This is a genomic window from Nocardia asteroides, assembly GCF_021183625.1.
GTDB lineage: Bacteria > Actinomycetota > Actinomycetes > Mycobacteriales > Mycobacteriaceae > Nocardia > Nocardia asteroides_A.
The window spans coordinates 6,779,588-6,800,829 of sequence record NZ_CP089214.1; the positions used below are offsets into that span (position 1 = coordinate 6,779,588).

Genomic DNA, 21,242 nt, shown 5'->3' on the forward strand with positions numbered 1-21,242 from the left:
ACGCTGCCACCACGGTCGTCCGGTAGGTGCACGTGAGCAGGTCCACTCCTCGTCCTGACGAGCCGGATGTATGGCTCACATTGACCGTCGGTGGACTCGAATTTCGATTCGTCGCCTGCCTCACCGCGGCATTGGTGTTCATCTGCGACCTGCAACGTCACCGCCTCGCCGACACGGTCCGAGTGAGTGAACACGGCACTCCCCACACCGGCCGTCTGCCCAACGAGAGCCTTTTTCTCGAACCTTGATCGAGGCAGCGGACGGCGAGGCAAAGAAGTTGGCGGATGGCCCCGAACACCGGAATCGACTTCAACTGAAGTGGGGCGGGTGGTCTACGTGGACGACGACCCCTCGTTCTGGCGCACGCGCGGGCGATGCTCACCGGCCCCGACAAAGGGCGGGTGGCCTGCCTCGACGCCGACGCCGACGCCGACGCCGACGCCGACGCCGACGCCGACGCCGACCCCGACAAGATCCTGAAATACCCGGCGCTCGCCGATACCTCGGACCTGTCACGGCTGGTGGCGGTGTCGATGGTCGCGCTCCTGCATTTCCTGGGCAATCACCACCACCCCCACGACATCGTGGACACCCTGCTGGCCGCGTTTGCCCTGGGCTCCTATCTCACCCGCACCCACGCGACCAGTGATTTCGACTCCCCGCCGGTACCGCCGCAGCGGCAGCTATCCACCACGAGCACGGCATCGAAGTCCGCACCCGCACCTACACCGAGTTCGCGCACTTCTTCACCGGTCTCGAACCGATCGCCCCCGGCTTCACGGTGCCGCACCGCTGGCATCCCCGCGCCGCCCCCGCACCCAACCCGCTACCGAAACGACCACAGACCCCGGCAGCGGGCCGCCCGACGGTGTGGGGGCGGCCTGGCTGTCGCAGCGCCGCGACGCGCGAGTCTTCCTCTACGCCGGGGTGTCCAGCACCCCGGCCCCACCGGCGGGCTGGCGATGACCACGGCACCGACCAGCGCTGCTGGTTTGGGCGCGGGCCGGTTGATGACCTGCCGCCTGCCCAATCGACAGGAATCCCTACGGCGGGACGGCCCAATCACGGCCAGAACACCGGCGAGAACCCCGAATCGGGGGTTCAGTGGAGCCGACTCGCTCACGGCCCGTCCACCACACCCGGGGCGCGCCGCCGGGGCCTGGCATCGCCGGTGAGTTCAGCTCAGCCTTGGTCAGCCCGAGGGAACAGGCTCCGGGACTCGCGCGGCGAGTTTCGCGCGCCTGCGGTTCACTGTCGAGCGACAGGGGTCGCGGGGTTCGCGGCGGTAGCATCCCGTCGAAGGGGACCGCTTCGCGTGCCCGGCAGCGGGCCGCTGCGGCGATCATGCGTAGTGCAGCGACGACAGGAGGGCACGGGTATGGCAGACGACGCTCGAGCACTGTCGGACGGTGATCAGTACGGTCTGGACCTCGGGGTCGAGGTCGAGCGCACCGCATGGGGTGAGTGGGTCGATCCCGCCCGGCGTCTGGCGGCGGCGCGGCGGTTCATGCGGCTGGCCGAGATCGAGGACCTTCCCGAGAGCCCGTGGGCGCCGGACTCGTCCGAGGCTCGCAGACTGAATCCGATCGTGGAGCAGTTGTTCCCGGACCTCGAAACCGCGATGGGACCGGAGAACGCGGAGATGACCGATGCGTTCATCTGCTTCGTCGGGGAGTGCTTCATCGCCTACGCGGGCGGGCAGTGGATCGACTACGAGTGGCCGGGACGGGAGTGCAGCTTCTACGACGCGATCAATCCGGCGTTGCGTCTGGATACCGAGGATGAGGACGAGCTCACGGCGTGGTTCGTGATGGAGTCGATGATCGGCTACCACCGCGAGGAGCACGAGGGCATGTTCTCCGAGTTCGCTGCCGCTCTCGGTGAGTACGCCGCCGATCACGAGCAGGCCGAGCGGGACGAATCCCGCACCGGTTAGTGACCGCGCCCCGTCGGCGGCGTGGTGGGGATGGGCGTCGGGGGGCGCGTTGTGCCGGAGTACGACAAGGACCGCGAGCGGTTCGACAACAACCGGCGAGGCCGGATCTTCGAAAACGGTGCGGCCGAATACTACCGCGATCGCGAGCGCGGTTACTCCCAGGGCTCGCGGACTTTCACCTCGCCGCGGATCGGCAAGGTCAAGTTCGACAAGACCCGCGAGGTCGACGGCCGCGTCCAGGCGATCGAGGAGAAGTCCGGGCGAATCGAGGGCAAGAAGGACGAGAAGCAGCTCAAAGCGGTGCGCGATCTGCTCGCGCGCGGGACCGTGTCCCAGCATGTGCTGCGCTCGGTGCAGGGCGAAGCGGTGTCGAAGACGTGCCAGGAACTGATCAACGGGCTCGCCCGCGACTTTCCGGGCCAGTTCAACCACCAGGTCATTTCCCGAGCCGATGCCAGACAGATCTGGGCATTGGGTCTCCAGCGGGAACAGGGCCGGCAACTCGAGCTTCCCGGCGTCGGTGAACAAGCCCGTCAGCAGCGCCAGGCCCGCCGGCACGACCGAGCCCGCGAACAGGACCGCACCCGAGAGCAGGACCGGGCTCGTGCGGAACGCCTCAGCCGCGAGCAGCAGGTCGCGCTGCAACGTCAGCGTGCGGCCGCTGAACGTCTCGCCCGCTCCGCGCCGCGATCAGCCGCCCACCGCCGGAGTACCAGTCCCCATACCGCGAACCTCCCGCCGAGGGAAGCACCCGTGGCGGGCGAGAGGAACGCGACCGGGCCGCGGGACCGAACGCCATCGCGACCGCTGAACCCGATAGATCAACCGGTATTCCAATGGACTGGCGACCCCAGCGCGAACTCCGGACAGGCACTGGAATCCGCTCGAGGAACTGCGGGTTACCGCAATTCGAGTTCGAGCGCCGACAGTGCGCCGGGGATGTTTCGAGCTCGCCGGAACGGGGTGGTGGCGATCCGGCCGGCTTCGTTCTCCGCCCGCTGGAAGTATCCCTCGATCCGCCGGCGTGACCCGGCGCTAAGGCCGATGACGAATCTTCGCGCTCCGGCTCGATGCTCCGAACGCGTGAACCGGAAACTACCGCAACTCGGGCGAGATAACGCACCGCGCTCTTCTACCAGGGAGACGGTTCGTAGTCCTTCAGGAAGCAACCGAAGACGTCGTCCCCCGACTCCCCGCGCACGATCGGATCGTAAACCCGCGCCGCCCCGTCGACGAGATCGAGCGGCGCGTGAAACCCCTCCTCGGCGAGCCGGACCTTGGTGTGATGCGGCCGCTCATCGGTGATCCACCCGGTATCGACCGCCGTCATCAGAATCCGATCGGTCTCGAACATCTCCTTGGCGCTGGTGCGCGTCAGCATGTTCAACGCGGCTTTCGCCATATTGGTGTGCGGATGGCCGGGTCCCTTGTACCCGCGGCTGAACTGACCCTCCATCGCCGACACGTTCACCACGTACTTCCGGCGCGCGGGTGCGGCCGCCATCGCCGGACGCAACCGGGAGACCAGGATGAACGGCGCGACCGAGTTGCAGAGCTGCACCTCGAGCAGTTCGGTGGTCTCCACCTCGGCCACCGTCTGCACCCAGCTGTTGGTGTGCGTGATGTCCGGAACGAGCCCACCCGCATCGATCGCCACCCCGCGCGCGATCCGCTCGGGCGTCGCCGACCCCGCCACCAGCGCGAGCTCGGCGACATCGGCGGCGGTCAGCTCGGGCGCGAGCGCGGCGGTGAGCGCGGTCGGGTGCTGCTGCACGCCGGAGCTGAGCGTCATCATATCGGGGCGCGGCCCGGATGGCAGCGGCGCCGACTCGGCGTCGACCAGCGCGCTGTAGGCCCCCGCGGTGCGCCGCACGGTCTGCGCGGCATTGTTGATCAAGATATCCAACGGCCCCTGCGCCGCCACATCGTCGGCGAGCGCGATCACCTGCCCGGGGTCGCGAAGATCGATGCCGACGATCCGCAAGCGATGCAGCCAGTCCGCACTGTCCTCCATGGCGCTGAACCGGCGCACGGCATCGTTCGGGAAGCGGGTGGTGATCGTCGTGTGCGCACCGTCGCGCAGCAGCCGCAGCGCGATGTACATGCCGATCTTGGCGCGGCCGCCGGTGAGTAGCGCCCGCTTGCCGGTGAGGTCGGCGCCGGCGTCGCGCTTGGCGTGACTGCGCGCCGCGCACTCGGGACAGAGCTGGTGGTAGAACGCGTCCACCCGGGTGTAGCGCTGCTTGCAGATGTAGCAGGGCCGCGCCCGGAGCAGGGTGCCCGCGCTGGCCCCGGCGGCGGTGGAACTCAGCCGAATGCCCGCGGTCTCGTCGTCGATCCGGTTCGGCGACCCGGTCGCGGTAGCGGCGACAACAGCTTTGTCCGCGGAGGCGACGGCATCCCGGACGGCATCGCGCTTGGCCTGCTTGAGCTTCTTGAACATGTGCCCGACGGCGCGCTGCACGGTGAGCGAGTCGGGGTGCTCCTTGTCGAGCCGCCCGGCCTGCTCCAGGACGCGGAGGCAGGTCGCGAGGTCGGCGGGATCGATCGTGGTTTCGGCCATCGCGGCGGGCGGCATCTCTCTTCGAGCGGGACAACGACCTGCCCATTCTCCCAAATGCCCGGAAGTGCTCCCGCACACCCCGCGCCTCTTGTTGACAGCACGCCAATAGTGCTGGAATCTGGAGCGAACCGAGCGAGGAGAAGAGATGGCACGCGCCGTGTGGAGTGACGACGAGGTCGAGGCGGTCCGGGAGCTGTCCCGGACGTTCTTCGAGAAGGAGGTCGTGCCGCACGCGGAGAAGTTCGTGCGGCAGGGCCACCCGGACCGGGCGCTGTACAACCGCGCGGGGGAACTCGGGCTGCTCTGCACCGGTATCCCCACCGAGTACGGCGGCGGCGGGGGCACCTTCGCGCACGAGGCGGCCATCATCGAGGAGCAGACGCTGGCGGGCGACGGCTCGCTCGGCATGCCGGTGCACACCTCGATCATCGCGCCCTATCTGCACCACTTCGGCTCCGAGGAGCTCAAGCGGCGGGTGCTGCCGAAGGCGGCCAGCGGCGAGATGGTGCTCTCGATCGGCATGACCGAGCCGGGCACCGGCTCCGACCTGCAGAACATCAAGACCCGCGCGGTGCGCGATGGCGACGAGTACGTGATCACCGGCTCGAAGATCTTCATCACCAACGGCTGGCTCTGCGACGGCATCATCATCGCCGCCAAGACCGACCCGACCAAGGGCGCGGCGGGCGTCTCGCTGATCTTCGCCGAGGTGAGCGACGACACCCCCGGCTTCGAGCGCGGCCGCATCCTGGACAAGATGGGCGGCAAGTCGCAGGACACCGCCGAGCTCTTCTTCGACGGCCTGCGCGTCCCCGCCGCGAACCTGCTCGGCGAGGCCGAGGGCCAGGGCTTCTACCAGATGATGCAGCTGCTGGCGCAGGAGCGGCTCGTCACCGCGATCATCGCGGTCGCCATGATGGAGCAGGCGGTGAAGATCACCGTCGAGTACACGAAGGGCCGCGAGGCATTCGGCAAGCCGCTCTTCGCGCTGCAGAACACCAAGTTCGAACTCGCCGAGTGCGCCACGCTGGCGAAGGTCGGCCGGACCTTCCTCGACGATTGCATCGCCAAGCACCTGGAAGGGAAGCTCGATATCCCGACCGCTGCCATGTCGAAGTACTGGCTCACCGATCAGCTCGGTATCGTTGTCGATCGCTGCCTGCAATTGTTCGGCGGCTACGGCTACATGACGGAGTATCCGATTTCCCAGCTCTACACCGGTGCCCGTGTGCTGCGCATTCTCGCGGGCAGCAACGAGGTGATGAAGGATCTCGTTGCCCGCTCGCTCTGAGACAGGCACCGGGGAGGCGCCGCGCCGCCGTCGGCTGGAGCCGGACGAGCGGCGCGCGCAGATCCTGGCGTGCGCGATCGACATGTTCGGGGAGCGGCCCTACGCGGCCGTCTCCACCGCCGAGCTGGCGCAGCGAGCCGGGGTCGCGCGCGGCCTGATCAACCACTACTTCGGCAACAAGCGCGACCTCTACCTGGCGGTCGTGCGCCGGATGGTGACGCTGCCGCACCAGGACGCCATGGTGGTGCCCACCGGCTCGCCGCGGGACCGGGTCGGCGCCAGCGTCACCTGGCTGCTCGACACCATCGCCGAGCACGGCAGCACCTGGGTCAAGGTCACCAGCCACGAGGGTGTCGGCGAGGACCCCGAGGTCCAGCAGATCCTGGACCAGGCCGACGATGCCGCCGCGGAGCGGCTGCTCTCCATGGTCGGACTCGGCGAATCCGCGCGCGGCGAAGAACTGCGCGCGGTGGTCCGCGCCTTCGGCGGGCTGGTGAAAGTAGCCGGGCGGGAGTGGATAACGCGGGGCTCGCTGGAACGTGACCAAGTCCACATTCTGCTCACGGATGTGCTGCTCACGCTGGTGACCACGACGATGCCGGAGATAGATCGGCCGCGAAAATAGCGACTGTTCCCGACCGCTTGCCGGTTTCCCCGTCGGCTATCGGGCAATAGCCCCTATTCTTCTCCGTGATCGGGGCGTTATCGGGGAACTCTCGCCGCGAGACGAGGTGAGAGGGACCAGATGGTACGGACCGAACGATGGGCCGATGACCGCCGCGCGGAGTATCGCTACGGCGACCGCTGGAACGAGGAAGAGCGCGACGAACGCCCCTCCGGTCAATGGCCCCGCGTCGAGGACGACGACGACGACAGCCGCGGCCCGCTGGTCAACCCGTACGCCGTCATCGCGCTGGTCGGCGCGTTGCTGCTGCTCTTCCCGATCGCGCTGGTCTTCGGGCTGATCGCCTTCGCGCACCCGCGCGGCAAGACCATGGCGGTCTTCGCGCTGCTGCTCGGCGCCGCCGAGGCCGCGGTCGTCGCCGGGCTCTTCGTGCTCGGCGGCTCGGCCTGGGACGACGTCGTCGACCGCGCGCAGAACACCGTCCGCGACACCAGCCAGACCACGGTGATGAGCCTGCCGCAGGCACCCGCCCCCACGGCGCCCGCCACCGTCGCCGCGCCGACCGCGGGCGACGCGGGCCCCGGCGCGCCGGAGCCGGTCGCGACCGTCGCGCGCAAGGGCTCCTCCTGCACCGAGGTGCCGGTCGGCGCCATCGGCACCACCGCCGACGGCGACACCATGCTCTGCCTCGGCGGCTCCGGCGGGCAGACCTGGGTCGGCCCCTTCACCATCAACACCACCGTGCAGCAGCCGGGCGGGAGCTGTGACCCGAGCCGGGGCAAGTCCGCGCGCACCGGCGACAATCGAGCGCTGATCTGTGAAAACGGTTCCCGAGGGACCGTGTGGGGGCTCTGGACCAGCGAGTAGTCAGCGCGCGGTGCGCGCGGTCAGGTCGTCGAGCAGGATCATCACCTCACCCGCGCGCGGCACCACCTCGACCAGCCGCACCCGCAGCGCCCGCACCTCGGCTCCGGCCAGCGGCTGCACCGGCTCGTGTTCGATCCGCCGCCACTCCCCGGAGGCGGGCGCCCGGCCGAGCGGCACCTCGCATCGCGCGCCGTCGGCGGTGACCAGGTCGGCCGAGACCCGGATCTCCGCGTGCGGGGAGCGCACGTACACCCCCACCGCCGACACCACCCCGCTCGGCGCGAACGCCGGATCCGGCCGCGCCGCCAGCTCGATCTCCAGCTCGTTCTCCGCGTCCCGCACGAGCAGCACCAGCGCCCGCCGGTCCGCCCCGCGCCTGCCGTCGGCGTAGTCGACCGGCCGTTTGTCCGGCGCGCCCTCGGCGAAGGTGGTCAGATGCGTGCGGCCCGCACCCGGGCCGGCGAGCGTCCAGCGCGCGGTGGTCTCGAAGTCGTCGAGGAGCACCTCGGTGGTCTCCGGCATCAACTGTGTCCCTTCGTCGTTCGCGGGATGTCCCGCTCCGGACTCTAGGCGACGCCTGTCGGTCGAACGGGGCTCGAAGACCGATCTCACGGACCGCGTCTTCACGGTGACCGTCGGGCACGCGGGCGGGCCGGGTGCCGTCGATGTTGCCGCGGTGCTGCTCGGCGGTGACGGCAAGGTCCGCGGCGACGAGGATCTCGTCTTCTACAACAACCCGAAGCAGCCCGGCGTCGTGCTGCTGAGCGAGGCCTCCGTCGGCATCGATCTCGCCGCTGTCCCGCCCGGCATCCACCGGATCGTGGTGACCGGCAGCACCGAGGCGCAGGGGCGGGACTTCGGCTCGCTCGGCAGCCTGACCGTGACCGTGCAGGGGCACTCCGAGGGCTTCCGGTTCGTGCCCGACCGGCTCTCCACCGAGACGGTGCTGCAGGTGGTCGCGCTGTATCGGCGCAACGGCCGGGGCCGGACGGGCTGCCCGGCCCGGACGCCGACGAGATCACGGTGTTCGTCGGGAACGGCATGAACTCGTACTGGGCCACCGTCGCGCACATCGACGTGCAGGACGGCGTCCTCACGGTCGACGGCGAAACGCGGTACAGCGAGCACATGCCCGGCCTCGACAACCGGGGTAGCTGGGTGCGCGAACCGCGCAACGGCCCGGTCGGCCGGAGCAAGTCGGCCCATCGGGGCATCGGGCTGAACACCTACACCGGCCGCTGCCCCGACCCCGCCGGGAGCTGGTGAGGCTACGCCTCCTTGCGCGCCTTGCTCGGCTGCACCCGCGGCGGCTCGTTCGGCATCTTGGGGTAGTTGGGCGGCCAGGGGGCGTCCATGAGGCCGTCGGCGAGATCGCGCTCGGACCATTCGAGCAGGGTGTCGATGGACTGCGGGGCGCGGTCGGCCCAGGGATCGCCGTGCTCGGCGAGCAGGGCGGGGACGGTGGCGATGGTCAGGTCTTCGGGTACGACGGTGTCCAGTGCCGCCCAGGTGATCGGGGTGGAGACCTGGGCGCCGACCTTCGGCCGTACGCACCAGGCGCCGAAAACCGTTTTGTGCGGGGCGTTCTGGTTGTAGTCGACGAAGACGCGGCTGCCGCGCTCCTCCTTCCACCAGGCGGCGGTGATGGTCTCCGGGTGCCTGCGCTCGAGTTCGCGGGCGAGCGCGACGGCGGCGGCGCGCACCTGGTAGGCGTCCCAGCGCGGCTCGAGGTCGATGTAGAGGTGCAGGCCGCGCGAGCCGGAGGTCTTGACCCAGGTCCGCATGCCGAGCTCGGCGCAGAGTTCGCGGACGCGGAGCGCGGCGGCGCGCAGGTCGGCGAAGCCGATGCCGGGGGAGGGGTCGAGGTCGACCCGGAGTTCGTCGGCGATCGCCAGGTCGGGGACGTGGTGCGGCCAGACGTGGAAACCCAGGCAGCCGAGATTCACCGCCCAGAGCACGTGCGCGAGGTCGTGCGCGACCAGCGCGTCGCCGGTGGTGCCGTTCGGGGTCGCGACCTGGACGGTGTGCAGCCAGTCCGGGGCGTTGGCCGGGACGCGCTTCTGGAACCAGGATTTCCCGGAGGCGCCGTCCGGGTAGCGTTCGAGCATGAGCGGGCGGCCGCCGATGGCGCGAAGCAGCGGCTCGGCGACCGCTTCGTAGTAGCGCACCAGGTCGAGCTTGGTCTCGCCGCGCTTGGTGAAGTAGACCTTGTCGGGGTTGCTGATGGTGACCGTGCGGTCGCCCGCCTCGACCTCGATTCCCTTGGTGCTCACCGGGTCTCCTCGCCGAAGATGGCGTGCAGTTCGGCCGGGGCCACCTCGTCCAGCTGGGCGTAGGTGCAGGATTGCGGGGTGCGGTCGGAGCGGAAGCGGACCAGCCTCCCCCCGTGCCGCAGCCGCCCGGACTGCACGTGCTCGTAGCGCACCTCGGCGACGAGTTCCACCCGCAGCGCCTCCCAGGAGAGGTCCTTGCCGCCGGTCCAGCGGCTCACCCCGCCCGGCATCTTGCCGTCGGCGGCGGCCTGCGCGGCGGCGTCGGCCCACTCCTTCCACGGGTGCTCGGCCAGCGCGTTCTCCCGCAGCGGGGCCAGCTCGTCGACGAGTTCGCGCCTGCGGGCCGCGGTGAAGCTGCTGGCGACGCCGACGTGGTGCAGCCTGCCCTCGTCGTCGAAGAGCCCGAGCAGCAGCGAGCCGACGCCCTGCCCGTCCTTGTGCCAGCGGAAGCCGGCGACCGCGCAGTCCGCGGTGCGCTCGTGCTTGACCTTGAGCATCACCCGCTTGTCCTGCTGGTACGGCTGATCGTCGCGCTTGACCATGACGCCGTCGAAGCCGGCGCCCTCGAAGCGGGTGAACCAGTCCTCGGCGACCTCCGGGTCGCGGGTGATCGGGGTCAGGTGCACGCGGGCGAGGGTGGTGTCGAGGATGCCCTCCAGCCGTCGGCGCCGCTCGGCGAAGGGCTGCTCGGTGAGGTCCTCGTCGCCGAGCGCGAGCAGGTCGAAGGCGACGAAGCTGGCCGGGGTCTCCTTCGCCAGCTTGGCCACCCGCGAGGCGGCCGGGTGCAGCCGGTTCTGCAGGGTGTCGAAGTCGAGGCCGTCGTCGGTGACCACCACGATCTCGCCGTCCACCACGCAGCGCGGCGGGAGTGCCTCGGCGAGCAGCTCGGCGACCTCGGGGAAGTACCGGGTGAGCGGACGGTCGTTGCGCGAACCGAGCTCGACCTCGTCCCCGTCCCGGAACACCACGCACCGGAACCCGTCCCACTTGGGCTCGAACGCGAGCCCCGGCTCCCGCGGCACCGCGGGAGCCGTCTTCGCCAGCATCGGCCGTACCGGTGGCATCACAGGCAGATCCACGCAACCTCCTCAGTCGTACGACAGACGGCGCGACGCCGGGAAAATCGTCGGTGCGCGCTCGATCGTAGGTCCGGGGACCGACAGAACGGGGGAGGTGCGGGGCTTAACCCTCCACCCAGCCGTGCTGCTCGGCGAATTCCGTGAGGCGGTCGCGGATGGTGAGGATCTCACCGGCGGTCAACGCGGGGCTCGCCTCGAGCAGCAGTTCCGTCACGAGACGTTTGTGCTCATCGGCCCCGAGTGGCCCGGCGGTGCGATCGCGGCGGTGCTGCCGCGGCGCGGCGGCGGGGGCGGGGCCCGCGGCGGTGAGGTTGACGGCCTTGGGGCCGCGGTCACCCTCGGTCATGTCGAACTCGAAGACCCTGCCCTCGCGCAGCTCGTCCTCGTCGAGGCCGATGTCGTTCACGTGGACGAAGACGTCGGGGCCGCCGTCCTCGGGGCGGATGAACCCGAATCCACGTGCGGCGTCGTACGACACCAATTTCCCGATGGCCACCAACGCGCTCCTCGCCCTCGACGTGCGGCCACTGTAGCCCGCAGTGCGGGAACGGGCCGGGGAAAGGTCCCTTCGGGCGGTTGGTGCCGCGGGGTCAGGGGCGATAGAGCGCGCGGTAGGCGGTGATGGTGGCGACCAGGTGGTCGGTCATCTGGTCCCGCGTCGCGCGCAGCGACCCGTTCAACCAGGCCGAGAAGACCCCGGCGTTGCCGCTGGCCATGGCGACCGCGGCGAGCCTGCGCCGCACCGGGTCCCCGATGTGCGCGAAGAGGTGGTCCTGCAGCAGCCGGGTGAAGGCGGGCATGACCGCGATGGTGGTCTGCCCGAGCCCGGTGCTGGAGTACGGCTCGACCAGGAAGAGCCGGGACTTGCGCGGGTCGTCGAGCACCTTGTCGACGAGCAACTCGGAGAGCGCCCGGTCCCTGGACGGGTCGTCGGCGACGGCGAAGGCGGTCATCGGCCCGAGGAACTCCTCGGCGACCTGGCGGTAGAGCACGTCGAGCAGTTCGTCGCGGCCGGCGAAGCTCTCGTAGAAGTAGCGGTCGGTGAGCCCGGCCCTGCGGCAGACGGCCCGCATGGTGACCCCGGCCGCGCCCGACTCGCCGATCAGATCGAGCGCCGCGTCCAGCAGACCGGCGCGCCGCGCCTCCCGGCGCTCGGTGAGCGTGGTCCCACCCCAGATCCGGGCTCCCGTGTCGTCGGCTGGTCTGTCGGTCTGCACGGCCTCACCCTAGTCGGTGCCGCCGCGCGCCCCGGTGCTGCGGCCTCGCGGTCCTCCGGCAAACCGGATCAACATACCGAACGGAAGGTTTTTGATAAATCGCGGGAATTGCGGGACGTATTCACCGAAGAATAGAACCGACCAGCTGGAATTGTTCTAGCCGGGTGGACATCGGAATTCGGAGAAACAGGCACGCGTGCCGAATATCGAACGGGCTACTCGTCGTCCAGTCCGGCCGAGAGATAGGCCGCCGCCGCGAGCCACTGCCGACAGCTGGGGCCGTGCGCGTCGTGTACTCGCAGCATCTCCCGCGCCTGCCGGTAGGTGAGCCCGCGCGGCTCCGAATTGCAATCCGGCACAGTCGAATCCGGCACCGGGCGCGGCGTCTGCGCGCTGATCGCGGTCGCCCCGGCGATCCCGATCCGGTGGGAGGTTCGGAATGGCTGGCTCATCTGGACCGCCCCTCACGTCTGGCTCTGGGAGGTCGACACCCAGCGGAAACGGCCCGCCGGACCGGAATGGAGATACCGCGTGCCTCCCCGACTTTCGAGGTCGAGTTTTGCATTCATCGCTTACAAATGCAAGTACATCTGTACGAACGACCAGGGTCGGGGGCGGCCCCGCGCGCTGGTCTCGTCGGCGCCGACCGCCCTTGTGCGTCTTGCCCTTCCGGCTCCGCCGCGTACCGGCTGCCGGTGCGGCGCGCGCCCGGCCGGGCGGGCTCGAGCGTACCGGCGCCGCGCCGGGCGCCGCCGTGCGAGAGTGACCGGATCCGCCACGATCGCGGATCGTTTGCGGCACGGCTGTTTTCGTGTGACCCGCGGCGGACGGGGCACTCCGGTGTTGTGGCGGTGCGGGATCGGGGCGCGCAAGGCCACTTGATCGCGAGATCCGGCCTGGCAGTGGCGACGTGCGGGTAAACGCCAGGTCAACGACGTTCCCCGAGAGCGCCCCCGACCGCGGCGCCCGTGCTACAGTCCGGATTGTGGGTGCAGATGCAAGAACGTTTGCGTGTGCATCTGCAAATTCTAGCGATCTGTCGTAGAAAAACAGGAGACGGCGAATGTCTGCAACATCGGTGCGTGCAACGGAGCGGCCGGCCGACGACGCGTGGAAGAAGAGCACCTTCAGTAATCCGAGCGGGAACTGCGTGGAAGTCGCGGAGACCAGCAACGGCCTGGTGGCGGTGCGCAATTCGCGGCAACCCGACGGTGCGGTGATCTACTACACCCGCCCGGAGATCGATGCCTTCGTACGTGGCGCGAAAGCGGGAGAGTTCGACTATCTGACCGCCTGAGCGGTAGCATTGGCGATCGGTGCGGTGTGCCCCACGGCTCGAAGGGTGTTCGGCGAGTAAGGCTGTTCGTGCAAACGAGAAAACAGCGGAACTCGGAGCGGTGGTGGCACACTGTGGGCTATCCCCGAGTATCGGAGAAGAACCTCCATGATCGCTGAACCCGACGGCTTCGATGAAACCGACGGCATAACCGGCTCCGGCAGCCTCGACGGCTCCGCTGCCCCCGGATCGAGCGGCCGCGGCAACCCCGCCCCCGATCGCGGGCCCACCGTGCTGCGGATCGCGCTCGGTGGCCAGCTCCGGAAGCTCCGTGAGCACAAGAACATCACGCGCGAGCAGGCGGGGGAGCACATCCGCGGTTCGCACGCCAAGATCAGCCGGCTCGAGCTGGGGCCGCACCGGCTTCAAGGAACGCGACATCCGCGATCTGCTGACGCTCTACGGCGTCACCGACCGGGCGCGGCGCGACGAATTCCTCGAGCTCGCCAAGCAGGCCAACGAGCCGGGCTGGTGGCACCACTACAACGATCTGCTTCCCTCGTGGTTCGGCACCTACCTCGGCCTGGAGCAGGCGGCGAGCAAGATCCGCACCTACGAGGCGCACCTCATTCCCGGGCTGCTGCAGACCTCGGAGTACACCCGCGCGGTCGTCTCGCTCGGCTACGAGGACGCCAACACCGACCGCCGCGTCGACATGCGGATGCGCAGGCAGGACATCCTGACCCGCACCGACCCGCCGGTGGTCTGGGCGGTCGTGGACGAGGCGGCGCTGCACCGCCCGGTCGGCGGCCCCGCCGTGCACCGCGCGCAGATGGAGCACCTGATAAAGCTCGCCGCGCTGCCCAACGTCACGCTGCAGGTACTGCCCTACACCGCGGGCGAGCACGCCGCCGCGGGCAGCTCGTTCAGCATCCTGCGCTTCGCCGAGCAGGAGCTGCCCGACGTCGTCTACCTCGAGCACCTGACCAGCGCGCTCTACCTGGACCGCAGGCAGGACCTCGCGCTGTACCTCTCGGTCATGGACCGGCTGAGCGTGCAGGCCGCGACGCCGGAGGATTCGTTGAAGATCTTCGCGGAGTACGCCGAGAAGGCCGACCCGCGGTAGGAGCCTTCTCCCAGACCAGCGCCGCACCGGTGGATACCGGTGCGGCGCTGGCATTTCTCTGCGGGCTCCGATGACTCGCGCGCGCCGGTGGGGGCGCGTGCGGGGCACCGAAGTTCTGTTCAGCTGCCGCCCGCACCCACGCGGGCGGCGCGGATCACGGCGTCAGGCAGGTGGCGGCGATGCGCCAGAAGGTGTCCGGCTGCAGCGCCTCGACATCCCAGTCCTCGGACAGCGCGTGCGCCGTGCTGACGATGCGGTCGATGTCGAAGTCGGCGCGGGTGGCCGCCCCGGTCGATTCGACCGCGTCGATGACGTAGGCGGTCGCGGACTCCCGCGTGCCGATCATCGCTGCCTGTTGCCCGTACCGGGCCGAGAAAGTGCTCATGATCAAACCGTTCGCCGGCCCGTCGGCCAGTGCGATCCCGGCGGCGCCGTCGCGATCGCCGTGTAGTGGTGGATTCATTCGATAACCCCTTAACCTCCGACGACAGTGAACACCCGGCAACAATCGCCGGCCACTCCCTGCCGTGGCCTCCCTGTGTCCCCTGTCGAGCGTTGCGCGACCGAGTTTAGGGCCGTCCGCCTTTCAAATGCAAGCACATCTGTACATCCGCTTGAGTGTCGGAAAAACCGGCCGAAACGTTACGGACCAGTAATTACGCGTGGTAAAGGGCGTTCCGGGAGTCAGTTTTCGGTGGGCATCCGGGTGGTGCACCACGAGTCTTTCAGGTTCGCGATTCGCGCGTGGCGCGGCGCTGTGGCCGTAAATTTTCCGGCTGTTGAGCCGAAACCGGGGCATATTCGCCGGTGGAGACCCGGACGAGCCCAGAGCTGATTCGGAAATCGAGTTATTCGGACGGTTGACCAGTTGCCCGTGTCGGCGGGCGTCCGGTATTCGCCGGGTGCGCACCCAGCGGAATTGCCCGAAAAGGCGGCAGCCCTTTCCGCTTTATTTGCCGAGAGAAAGCCGGGCGCGCACCGATGGCTAATGCAGAGTTACCGAAGTGCGGAGATCGCCGCCGCGATCGGAGTTTCCCCGGCCACCACTTCCAGTGTCGCCCCGGCCGTTTCCGGGGCGTCCAGCAGCGCGACCAGGACCGCCGCGACATCGGCGCGCGGGATGTCGGAGCGCCCGACCCGTTGCCCGATCGTGACCGCGCCGGTGGCCGGGTCGTCGGTCAGCCTGCCCGGCCGCAGCACGGTCCAGTCCAGGTCGCGGCCGCGCAGATCGTCCTCGGCCTGGGTCTTGGCGTCCAGGTAGGCGCGCCACACCTCGTCGGTGCCGTCGGGGGCGGGCTCGCCGGCGCCCATCGACGAGATCTGCAGGAACCGGCGCACGCCCGCCGCCTCGGCGGCGCCTGCGGCCAGCACCGAGCCGTCCCGGTCCACCGTGTACTTGCGCGCGGCCCCGCTGCCCGCACCGGCGCCCGCCGCGAAGACGACGGCGTCGGCGCCGTCGAGCACGGCGGCGAGCTGCCCGGCGTCGGTGTTCTCCACGTCGAGCAGGACCGCCCGCGCGCCTGCGGCGGCCACCTCGGCCCCGTGCGCCGGATTGCGGATCAGCGCCACCGGCTCGTCGCCGCGTTCGCTGAGCAGCCCCGCCAGCAGCAGGGCGATCTTCCCGTGTCCACCTACCAGGACGACACGCATGGTGATCTCCTTCCGGTTTCGCCTCGCCCGGCGCCGGAGATCAGCGCTCCGGTCCGCCGGGATTACAGGCCGCCTGCACCACCGCGTCGTAGCCGACGGCCGGACGCCAGGGTTCCAGATTCCAGCTCGGCTTGTTCGGGGCGGCCAGCCGCGCCCACACCCAGTGGCAGCGGAACTGGTCGTACATGCCCGCGGTGTCGGCGTCCGGCGCGGCGGTGAGCACCTCGAGCCAGGCGCGGTTCTCGGCGCCGGGGAAGGGGGTGCGGCGCCCGGCCTCGGTGGGGAAGACGAGCAGCCTGGCGCCGTCCTCGCCCGCGGTCCACTCGGTGCGCTCGACCAGCGGTTGAGCGGCGTACGGGTCGACGGTGGGCAGCCCGGCCGATGGCAGCTCCGATGGCGCCCTCGTAGTGGGAATCGGGGCGACCGTCGTGGTGCGAACCGGGGCGACCGTCGTGGTCGGCGGCGCGGCGGCCGGTTCGTCGGCGCCGCAGCCCGCCGTGAGCGCGATCCCGGCGACGGTGAGCACCGCCGCGAAACCTCGCCGTCCACTTCTCGATACCCGCCTCGACACGCTCCGGTCCTCCCCGTTCGGCACCGGGGCGAGCCTAGCGGGTGCGGGTCAGTGCCAGAGCGAGCGGCAGGGCAGCCTGCGCAGCTCCGGGCGCACCTTGCCGTCGACGGTCACGGTGAGCCCGGCCTGCACCGCGGCGGAGGTGAACTCCCACGCCTCGGTGTGCGTGGCGGCGTACTCCAGGACCAGCAGATCGTCCGGGTTCGGCCCGTCGAAGTAGACGGTGATCCGGCGGGTGGGAACCTCCTCGGTGCCGACGAGCGGGTAGCGGGTCGCGCTGGTGACCGTGCTGTCCATGACGCCGTCTCCTTCCCGGCGCCGGAGTGCGACGCCGCCCCTCGACGGTAAATCCAGCACCATGGCCGGGAACATGTTCCGCGCGGTCGCTTGGACAACTCACAGCCCCCTCCGGGGCGGGTGTGGCGTTGTCACGAGGCGGACCAGCGGCGACCCGCGCCGGGTTCACAGCGAAATCCCCCGGCCGTTGTGACGTGTCGGTATGTTGTGATCGCGCTGATCGGGCGGGGGGGTTTGCGAACAATGATGGTCGGTAGGTCGGAGCAGGGGAAGGCGGCAGCCATGGGTCGGACGCGGTTCGCTCGGCGGAGCGCTCGAAGACGGGTGGCGCTCCTCGCCGCCGCCGCGCTGGGGCTGGCGCTGACCGCCGCCCCCGGCAGCGCGGCCCCGCTCTACCCGGCGCCCGACCCGGACCCGTTCTACGGCACCCCCGCCGACATCGCCGAGCTGGCGCCCGGTGCCGTGATCGCGGTGCGGCCGATGCCCGCGCTGCCCGCCCTCCCGGAGACCGCGGTCACCGTGGTGCGCTTCCGCTCCACCAGCTCCGAGGGCGCGCCCATCGCGGCGACCTCGACCGTGCTGACTCCGCGCGGGCACCGGCCGGACGGGCCGCTGCTCTCCTACCAGCACATCATCAACGGCCTCGGCTCCGAGTGCTCGGTCTCCCGGGTGCTCTACACCGCGGACCCGGATCTGATGGTGAAGGAGGCGCCCGCGCTGAACGTCGCGCTGGCCAGGGGCTGGAGCGTCGCGCTGCCCGACCACCTCGGCCCGAACTTCGCCTACGGCGCCGCCAGGCTCGGCGGGATGATCACCCTGGACGGCATCCGCGCGGTGCGGCAGGTCGGCGAGCTCGGCGTCGGCGGCTCGCCGGTGACCATGGCCGGCTACTCCGGCGGCGGCATGGCGACCGCGTGGGCGGCCGCGCTGGCGCCGCGCTACGCGCCGGAGCTGGAGATCGCGGGCGCCGCGCTCGGCGGGGTGCCGATGAACCTGGTGTCGATGATGGAGCAGCTCGGCTTCGCCGCGCACCCGGTCTTCGGGCTGGCGCTGGCCGCCGGGCTCGGGCTGGAGCGCGAGTACCCGGACCGCTTCCCGCTCAGCGAGCAGCTCAACGAGCGCGGCCTCGCGGCGCGCGCGGCCATGGCGAACAGCTGCACCAACGGCATCCTCGCCGCGGGCGCGGGCCGCGGCGTCATGGACTTCGCGCGCACCACCTCCATGATCAGCAGCCCCGAGGCGCGCGCGGTGGTGGAGGAGAACAGCCTCGAGCTCTACGACGGCGTCCCCACCATGCCGATCTACGAGTGGCACTCGCCGATCGACGGGCTGATCCCGATCGACGCCATCGTGCGGACCGACCGGCGCTGGTGCGCCGCGGGCACCCCGCTGCAGGCCGAGCTCACCCCGGTGCCCGACCACCTCACCGCCGCGGTGCTCGGCGTGCCCGGCGCGCTCGCCTGGCTGGAGGGCCGCTTCCGCGGCGATCCGGCGCCCGGGAACTGCTGAGGCGTGACAAACGGGTCGCGGGACGGTCTCGGGGCCCGGTTTCCGATTGCGAATCGGTGACGCGCCCCCAACGGAACGAATACACGCACCTGCGAGCAACCGCCTTACCCCACACTGATCTCCCTGGCCTCGGTGCCGGAGGGGGGATTTCGGGGGCCGAAGTCCGCACTTCTCCGGTGCCCTGGCAACGCCACCGCACCCGGGGAAGTGTGCCATGCGATTTCGTGCCACCGTCGTCACGTTGCTGCTCTGCCTTCCGATCGCCGCGGCTCCGGCCGCGCTCGCGGAACCAGGTGCGCCACCACCTGTTCCGCCTATCCTGACCATCCCTGGGCTCCCCCCGATCGCACTGCCCGTGCTCCCGGCGCCCGCGGCCGGTATCCCGGTGCCGCCGCTGCACGAACTGGTGGACGCGCTGGTGCCCGCCCCGCCGGTGCCGGTGCTCCCGGCGCCCGCGCCCGGGGTCGAAGTGCCCGAGCTGGCACCGGATCTCGCGGCGTTCCGGCAGGCGGTGCTGCCCGCGGCCACCGGTGACCCGCTCTTCGACCGCTGGCCGCTCGACCTCGCCGACCGGCTCCCCGGCGAGGTGCTGGAGATCCGCGACATCACCAGGTCGGCGGCGCCGCTCATGCCGGTGCCGATCCGGCAGGCGACGCTGCTCAAGTTCCGCACCACCGACGCGCACGGTGAACCCTCCTTCGGCACCGCGACGCTCGTGGTCCCCGCGGCCGCGTGGACCGGGGAGGGGCCGCGGCCGGTGCTGGTGAACAACCTGCCGATCGACGCGCTCGGCAAGCGCTGCACGCCCGGCTACACCATGGCGCACGGCCTCTCGTTCGACACCAACGTCACCGACTTCGTCCCGCCGACCACCGCGCTGGCCGCCGCGCGCGGCTACGCGGTGCTCATCCCGGACCACGAGGGGCCCTGGATGGCCTACGCCGAACCGGTGGTCGCCGGGCACGCCGTGCTCGATTCCATCCGGGCCGCGCGCGGCTGGAACCACGCGGAGTTCGCCGGGAGCCGCTTCGCCATGACCGGCTACTCGGGCGGCGCGATCGCCACGCACGGCGCGGTGAAGATGCTGCCCGGCTACGCCCCCGAACTCGCGGACTCGGTGGTCGGGGCGGCGCTCGGCGGGGTCCCCGCCGACTTCGAGATCCTGGCCCGCAGCATGAACGCGAACCTGGCCTCCGGGGTGTTCATGGCCGCGATCCTCGCCATCGGCCGGGAGCGCCCGGCGATCCTGGACCGGGTCAACCACCTGGGCCGGTGGGTGGCGCTCTCGCCGATCAAGGACGAGTGCATCGGGGTCTTCGCGCTGCCCGGGCTGCTGCAGCTCTCGGTCGACGTCGCCGCCGACATGGCGAACCCGCTCGGCTCCGAGCTGGCCGCGGAGATCTACGCGGTGACCAGGATGCCCGGCATCCGTTCGCCGGTTCCGCTCTACATCTACAACGGCGACCAGGAGTTCTGGATCCCGGCCGAGGGGGCGCGCAACCTGTACCGGGAGCAGTGCGCGCTCGGCGCGAACGCGGTCTACCGCGGGGTGCTCGGCGAGCACATCATCGGCGCCGCGACCGGCTACCCGGAGGCGGTGCGCTGGCTGGACCAGCGGCTGCGCGGGGTCACGGCGCGTTCGGAGTGCTGATGTGACTCGGAGTGCTGATGTGAGCTGTCGGCAGGCGCCGCCGGTCCGGTTTGTCGCCGGGCACAGAATCGGCGGCGACACCGCGAGCCCGGCCGCCGCTGCCGGTACCGTTGGCCGCTCCGGCCGCACCCGGCGGCCGGAGGTCGCGGAGAGCAGCAGATGAACGACAGCACCACCCTCGCCTCCGACCAGGCGAAGGCCCTGGTCGGATCCCATTTCCGGCTCGCCGACCACTTCGAGGTGGGGCGCGAGAAGATCCGCGAGTTCGCCGGGGCGGTGCAGGACCAGCACCCGGCGCACCGGCACGAGGCCGCCGCCGCCGAGCTCGGGTACAAGGGCATCATCGCCCCGCTGACCTTCCCCTCCATCGTGTGGATGCTGATGCAGCGCGCGCTCTTCGACTCGGTGCTGACCGGCTACGACATCAGCCAGATGCTGCAGACCGAGCAGCGCATCCGGATGCACCGGCCGCTGGTCGCGGGCGACGTGCTCGGCTGCGACGCCTGGTTCGAGTCGTTCCGGCAGTTCGGCGACAAGGACTTCCTGGTCAGCCGGAACGTGCTCACCGATGCCGACGGCCACGTGCTGCAGACCGCGCACACCACGGTGGTCGCGCAGACCGGCCCGGCCCGGGTCACCGGCTTCGCGGACGCGGTGGACGGGGTGATCATGACCGGCACCTCGCTCGCCGCCCGCACCGGCGCCGGGGAGGAGGCGGCGGAGCCGGGCATCGTCGCGGTCACCGGCGCGCGGGATGCCGTGCCCGGGGTGGACGAGTCGGCGGTGCGGATCCCGCGCACCCGGCTCGCCTTCGAGGAGCTGCGGGTCGGCGACGAGCTGCCCGCCCGCTCCTTCCCGCTCTCCCGCGGTGACCTGGTGAACTACGCCGGGGTCTCCGGCGACACCAACCCGATCCACTTCAGCGACGAGATCGCCGCGGCCATCGGGCTGCCCGACGTGGTCGCGCACGGCCTGCTCACCATGGGGCTCGGCGCCGGCTACCTCACCGAGTGGCTCGGCGACCCGGCCGCCGTCGTCGAGTACGGCGTCCGGTTCAGCGGTTTCGCGCCGGTGCCGGCGGCCCGCGCGGCGTCGGTGCGGTTCACCGGGCGGGTCAGGGCGCTCGACCCGGTGCGCCGCTCGGCGACGCTGGGCATCGGCGCGACCTGCGGCGGCAACAAGCTCTTCGGCAAGGCGAGCGCGGAGGTGCTGCTGCGCTGAGCCGAGCGGCATCCCGGCCGATCGAGGACAAAGGCCAGGCCGGAGCGTTTTCCACTACAGTGGGCGATTGCGTTGCGGCGGTGCGGATTT

22 protein-coding genes and 1 pseudogene are annotated in these 21,242 nt (G+C 70.5%); 12 read left to right on the forward strand and 11 right to left on the reverse strand.

The window, feature by feature from the left end; all coding sequences use genetic code 11:
- The first annotated feature begins 356 nt into the window (after nucleotides 1-356).
- A complete protein-coding gene (locus LTT61_RS33025) occupies nucleotides 357-1,175 on the forward strand; it encodes an SAM-dependent methyltransferase (protein ID WP_269821915.1) in 819 nt (272 codons plus the stop codon).
- 140 nt (nucleotides 1,176-1,315) lie between these two features.
- Nucleotides 1,316-1,936, forward strand: a complete 621-nt coding sequence (locus LTT61_RS31435) for a hypothetical protein (protein WP_233021330.1) — start codon at nucleotides 1,316-1,318, stop codon at nucleotides 1,934-1,936.
- 1,132 nt (nucleotides 1,937-3,068) lie between these two features.
- Here the strand turns inward: LTT61_RS31435 and LTT61_RS31440 are convergent.
- Nucleotides 3,069-4,499, reverse strand: a complete 1,431-nt coding sequence (locus tag LTT61_RS31440) for an SDR family NAD(P)-dependent oxidoreductase (protein WP_233017628.1) — start codon at nucleotides 4,497-4,499, stop codon at nucleotides 3,069-3,071.
- 145 nt (nucleotides 4,500-4,644) lie between these two features.
- Here LTT61_RS31440 and LTT61_RS31445 point away from each other — a divergent pair, with 145 nt between their 5' ends.
- The 3 genes from LTT61_RS31445 (at nucleotide 4,645) to LTT61_RS31455 (ending at nucleotide 7,282) form a co-directional block, all read left to right on the forward strand.
- Entirely contained in the window at nucleotides 4,645-5,790 is a 1,146-nt protein-coding gene (locus tag LTT61_RS31445; protein WP_233017629.1) for an acyl-CoA dehydrogenase family protein, read from the forward strand.
- Nucleotides 5,774-6,415: a TetR/AcrR family transcriptional regulator gene (locus LTT61_RS31450; protein WP_233017630.1), complete on the forward strand. Its 642-nt coding sequence runs from the start codon at nucleotides 5,774-5,776 to the stop codon at nucleotides 6,413-6,415. Before LTT61_RS31445 ends, LTT61_RS31450 begins: the two co-directional genes overlap by 17 nt.
- Nucleotides 6,416-6,535: 120 nt before the next feature.
- Complete coding sequence (locus tag LTT61_RS31455; RefSeq protein WP_233017631.1) at nucleotides 6,536-7,282, forward strand: hypothetical protein; 747 nt, start codon at nucleotides 6,536-6,538, stop codon at nucleotides 7,280-7,282.
- On the opposite strand, the gene LTT61_RS31460 is transcribed toward LTT61_RS31455, so the two are convergent.
- Nucleotides 7,283-7,804: a hypothetical protein gene (locus tag LTT61_RS31460; RefSeq protein ID WP_233017632.1), complete on the reverse strand. Its 522-nt coding sequence runs from the start codon at nucleotides 7,802-7,804 to the stop codon at nucleotides 7,283-7,285. It lies immediately after the preceding gene.
- Nucleotides 7,805-7,910: 106 nt separating this feature from the next.
- Here LTT61_RS31460 and LTT61_RS31465 point away from each other — a divergent pair, with 106 nt between their 5' ends.
- Nucleotides 7,911-8,327 (forward strand): TerD family protein, encoded by a 417-nt coding sequence (locus tag LTT61_RS31465; protein WP_233017633.1) that lies wholly within the window; start codon nucleotides 7,911-7,913, stop codon nucleotides 8,325-8,327.
- A complete protein-coding gene (locus LTT61_RS31470) occupies nucleotides 8,306-8,548 on the forward strand; it encodes a hypothetical protein (RefSeq protein WP_233017634.1) in 243 nt (80 codons plus the stop codon). Before LTT61_RS31465 ends, LTT61_RS31470 begins: the two co-directional genes overlap by 22 nt.
- 2 nt (nucleotides 8,549-8,550) lie before the next feature.
- Here LTT61_RS31470 and ligD read toward each other — a convergent pair whose 3' ends face one another.
- The 5 genes from ligD to LTT61_RS31495 form a co-directional block, all read right to left on the reverse strand.
- Nucleotides 8,551-9,555 carry a non-homologous end-joining DNA ligase gene (gene ligD / locus LTT61_RS31475; RefSeq protein WP_233017635.1) on the reverse strand — a complete coding sequence of 335 codons (1,005 nt, stop codon included), beginning with the start codon at nucleotides 9,553-9,555 and terminating at the stop codon, nucleotides 8,551-8,553.
- The gene (locus LTT61_RS31480) at nucleotides 9,552-10,634 is read right to left on the reverse strand and encodes an ATP-dependent DNA ligase (protein WP_233017636.1); all 1,083 of its coding nucleotides are present in this window, start codon (nucleotides 10,632-10,634) and stop codon (nucleotides 9,552-9,554) included. Before LTT61_RS31480 ends, ligD begins: the two co-directional genes overlap by 4 nt.
- 103 nt (nucleotides 10,635-10,737) lie before the next feature.
- Complete coding sequence (locus LTT61_RS31485; protein ID WP_420094719.1) at nucleotides 10,738-11,130, reverse strand: cold-shock protein; 393 nt, start codon at nucleotides 11,128-11,130, stop codon at nucleotides 10,738-10,740.
- 94 nt (nucleotides 11,131-11,224) lie between these two features.
- Nucleotides 11,225-11,851 carry a TetR/AcrR family transcriptional regulator gene (locus tag LTT61_RS31490; protein WP_233017638.1) on the reverse strand — a complete coding sequence of 209 codons (627 nt, stop codon included), beginning with the start codon at nucleotides 11,849-11,851 and terminating at the stop codon, nucleotides 11,225-11,227.
- A 215-nt stretch (nucleotides 11,852-12,066) separates the two neighbouring features.
- Nucleotides 12,067-12,303, reverse strand: coding sequence for a hypothetical protein (locus tag LTT61_RS31495; protein WP_233017639.1), 237 nt, complete (start codon nucleotides 12,301-12,303; stop codon nucleotides 12,067-12,069).
- Between the two features lie 611 nt (nucleotides 12,304-12,914).
- Between LTT61_RS31495 and LTT61_RS31500 the strand changes: the two genes are divergently transcribed.
- The gene (locus tag LTT61_RS31500) at nucleotides 12,915-13,148 is read left to right on the forward strand and encodes a DUF397 domain-containing protein (RefSeq protein ID WP_233017640.1); all 234 of its coding nucleotides are present in this window, start codon (nucleotides 12,915-12,917) and stop codon (nucleotides 13,146-13,148) included.
- A 270-nt stretch (nucleotides 13,149-13,418) separates the two neighbouring features.
- Nucleotides 13,419-14,253: pseudogene (locus LTT61_RS31505) on the forward strand (helix-turn-helix domain-containing protein).
- Nucleotides 14,254-14,407: 154 nt separating this feature from the next.
- On the opposite strand, the gene LTT61_RS31510 reads toward LTT61_RS31505, so the two are convergent.
- From LTT61_RS31510 to LTT61_RS31525, 4 genes are all read right to left on the reverse strand, one after another.
- Complete coding sequence (locus LTT61_RS31510; RefSeq protein ID WP_233017641.1) at nucleotides 14,408-14,638, reverse strand: hypothetical protein; 231 nt, start codon at nucleotides 14,636-14,638, stop codon at nucleotides 14,408-14,410.
- A 611-nt stretch (nucleotides 14,639-15,249) separates the two neighbouring features.
- A complete protein-coding gene (locus LTT61_RS31515) occupies nucleotides 15,250-15,903 on the reverse strand; it encodes an NAD(P)H-binding protein (protein WP_233017642.1) in 654 nt (217 codons plus the stop codon).
- A gap of 40 nt (nucleotides 15,904-15,943) precedes the next feature.
- Nucleotides 15,944-16,429: a DUF2599 domain-containing protein gene (locus LTT61_RS31520; protein WP_233017643.1), complete on the reverse strand. Its 486-nt coding sequence runs from the start codon at nucleotides 16,427-16,429 to the stop codon at nucleotides 15,944-15,946.
- A 93-nt stretch (nucleotides 16,430-16,522) separates the two neighbouring features.
- Nucleotides 16,523-16,771 (reverse strand): hypothetical protein, encoded by a 249-nt coding sequence (locus LTT61_RS31525; RefSeq protein WP_233017644.1) that lies wholly within the window; start codon nucleotides 16,769-16,771, stop codon nucleotides 16,523-16,525.
- A gap of 282 nt (nucleotides 16,772-17,053) precedes the next feature.
- Between LTT61_RS31525 and LTT61_RS31530 the strand changes: the two genes are divergently transcribed.
- From LTT61_RS31530 to LTT61_RS31540, 3 genes are all read left to right on the forward strand, one after another.
- Entirely contained in the window at nucleotides 17,054-18,280 is a 1,227-nt protein-coding gene (locus LTT61_RS31530) for a lipase family protein (RefSeq protein ID WP_233017645.1), read from the forward strand.
- Nucleotides 18,281-18,494: 214 nt separating this feature from the next.
- Nucleotides 18,495-19,931: a lipase family protein gene (locus LTT61_RS31535; RefSeq protein ID WP_233017646.1), complete on the forward strand. Its 1,437-nt coding sequence runs from the start codon at nucleotides 18,495-18,497 to the stop codon at nucleotides 19,929-19,931.
- A 159-nt stretch (nucleotides 19,932-20,090) separates the two neighbouring features.
- On the forward strand, nucleotides 20,091-21,152 hold the full coding sequence (locus LTT61_RS31540) for a fused (3R)-hydroxyacyl-ACP dehydratase subunits HadA/HadB (RefSeq protein ID WP_233017647.1): 1,062 nt from the start codon (nucleotides 20,091-20,093) through the stop codon (nucleotides 21,150-21,152).
- Nucleotides 21,153-21,242 lie beyond the last annotated feature (90 nt).

What these genes read in the sequence shown, in the direction of transcription:
- LTT61_RS31440 (WP_233017628.1), bottom strand. Translation starts at nt 4,499, where the DNA reads ATGGCCGAAACCACGATCGATCCCGCCGACCTCGCGACCTGCCTCCGC.
- LTT61_RS31445 (WP_233017629.1), top strand. Translation starts at nt 4,645, where the DNA reads ATGGCACGCGCCGTGTGGAGTGACGACGAGGTCGAGGCGGTCCGGGAG.
- LTT61_RS31455 (WP_233017631.1), top strand. Translation starts at nt 6,536, where the DNA reads ATGGTACGGACCGAACGATGGGCCGATGACCGCCGCGCGGAGTATCGC.
- LTT61_RS31460 (WP_233017632.1), bottom strand. Translation starts at nt 7,804, where the DNA reads ATGCCGGAGACCACCGAGGTGCTCCTCGACGACTTCGAGACCACCGCG.
- LTT61_RS31495 (WP_233017639.1), bottom strand. Translation starts at nt 12,303, where the DNA reads ATGAGCCAGCCATTCCGAACCTCCCACCGGATCGGGATCGCCGGGGCG.
- LTT61_RS31500 (WP_233017640.1), top strand. Translation starts at nt 12,915, where the DNA reads ATGTCTGCAACATCGGTGCGTGCAACGGAGCGGCCGGCCGACGACGCG.
- LTT61_RS31510 (WP_233017641.1), bottom strand. Translation starts at nt 14,638, where the DNA reads ATGAGCACTTTCTCGGCCCGGTACGGGCAACAGGCAGCGATGATCGGC.
- LTT61_RS31515 (WP_233017642.1), bottom strand. Translation starts at nt 15,903, where the DNA reads ATGCGTGTCGTCCTGGTAGGTGGACACGGGAAGATCGCCCTGCTGCTG.
- LTT61_RS31525 (WP_233017644.1), bottom strand. Translation starts at nt 16,771, where the DNA reads ATGGACAGCACGGTCACCAGCGCGACCCGCTACCCGCTCGTCGGCACC.
- LTT61_RS31530 (WP_233017645.1), top strand. Translation starts at nt 17,054, where the DNA reads ATGGGTCGGACGCGGTTCGCTCGGCGGAGCGCTCGAAGACGGGTGGCG.
- LTT61_RS31535 (WP_233017646.1), top strand. Translation starts at nt 18,495, where the DNA reads ATGCGATTTCGTGCCACCGTCGTCACGTTGCTGCTCTGCCTTCCGATC.
- LTT61_RS31540 (WP_233017647.1), top strand. Translation starts at nt 20,091, where the DNA reads ATGAACGACAGCACCACCCTCGCCTCCGACCAGGCGAAGGCCCTGGTC.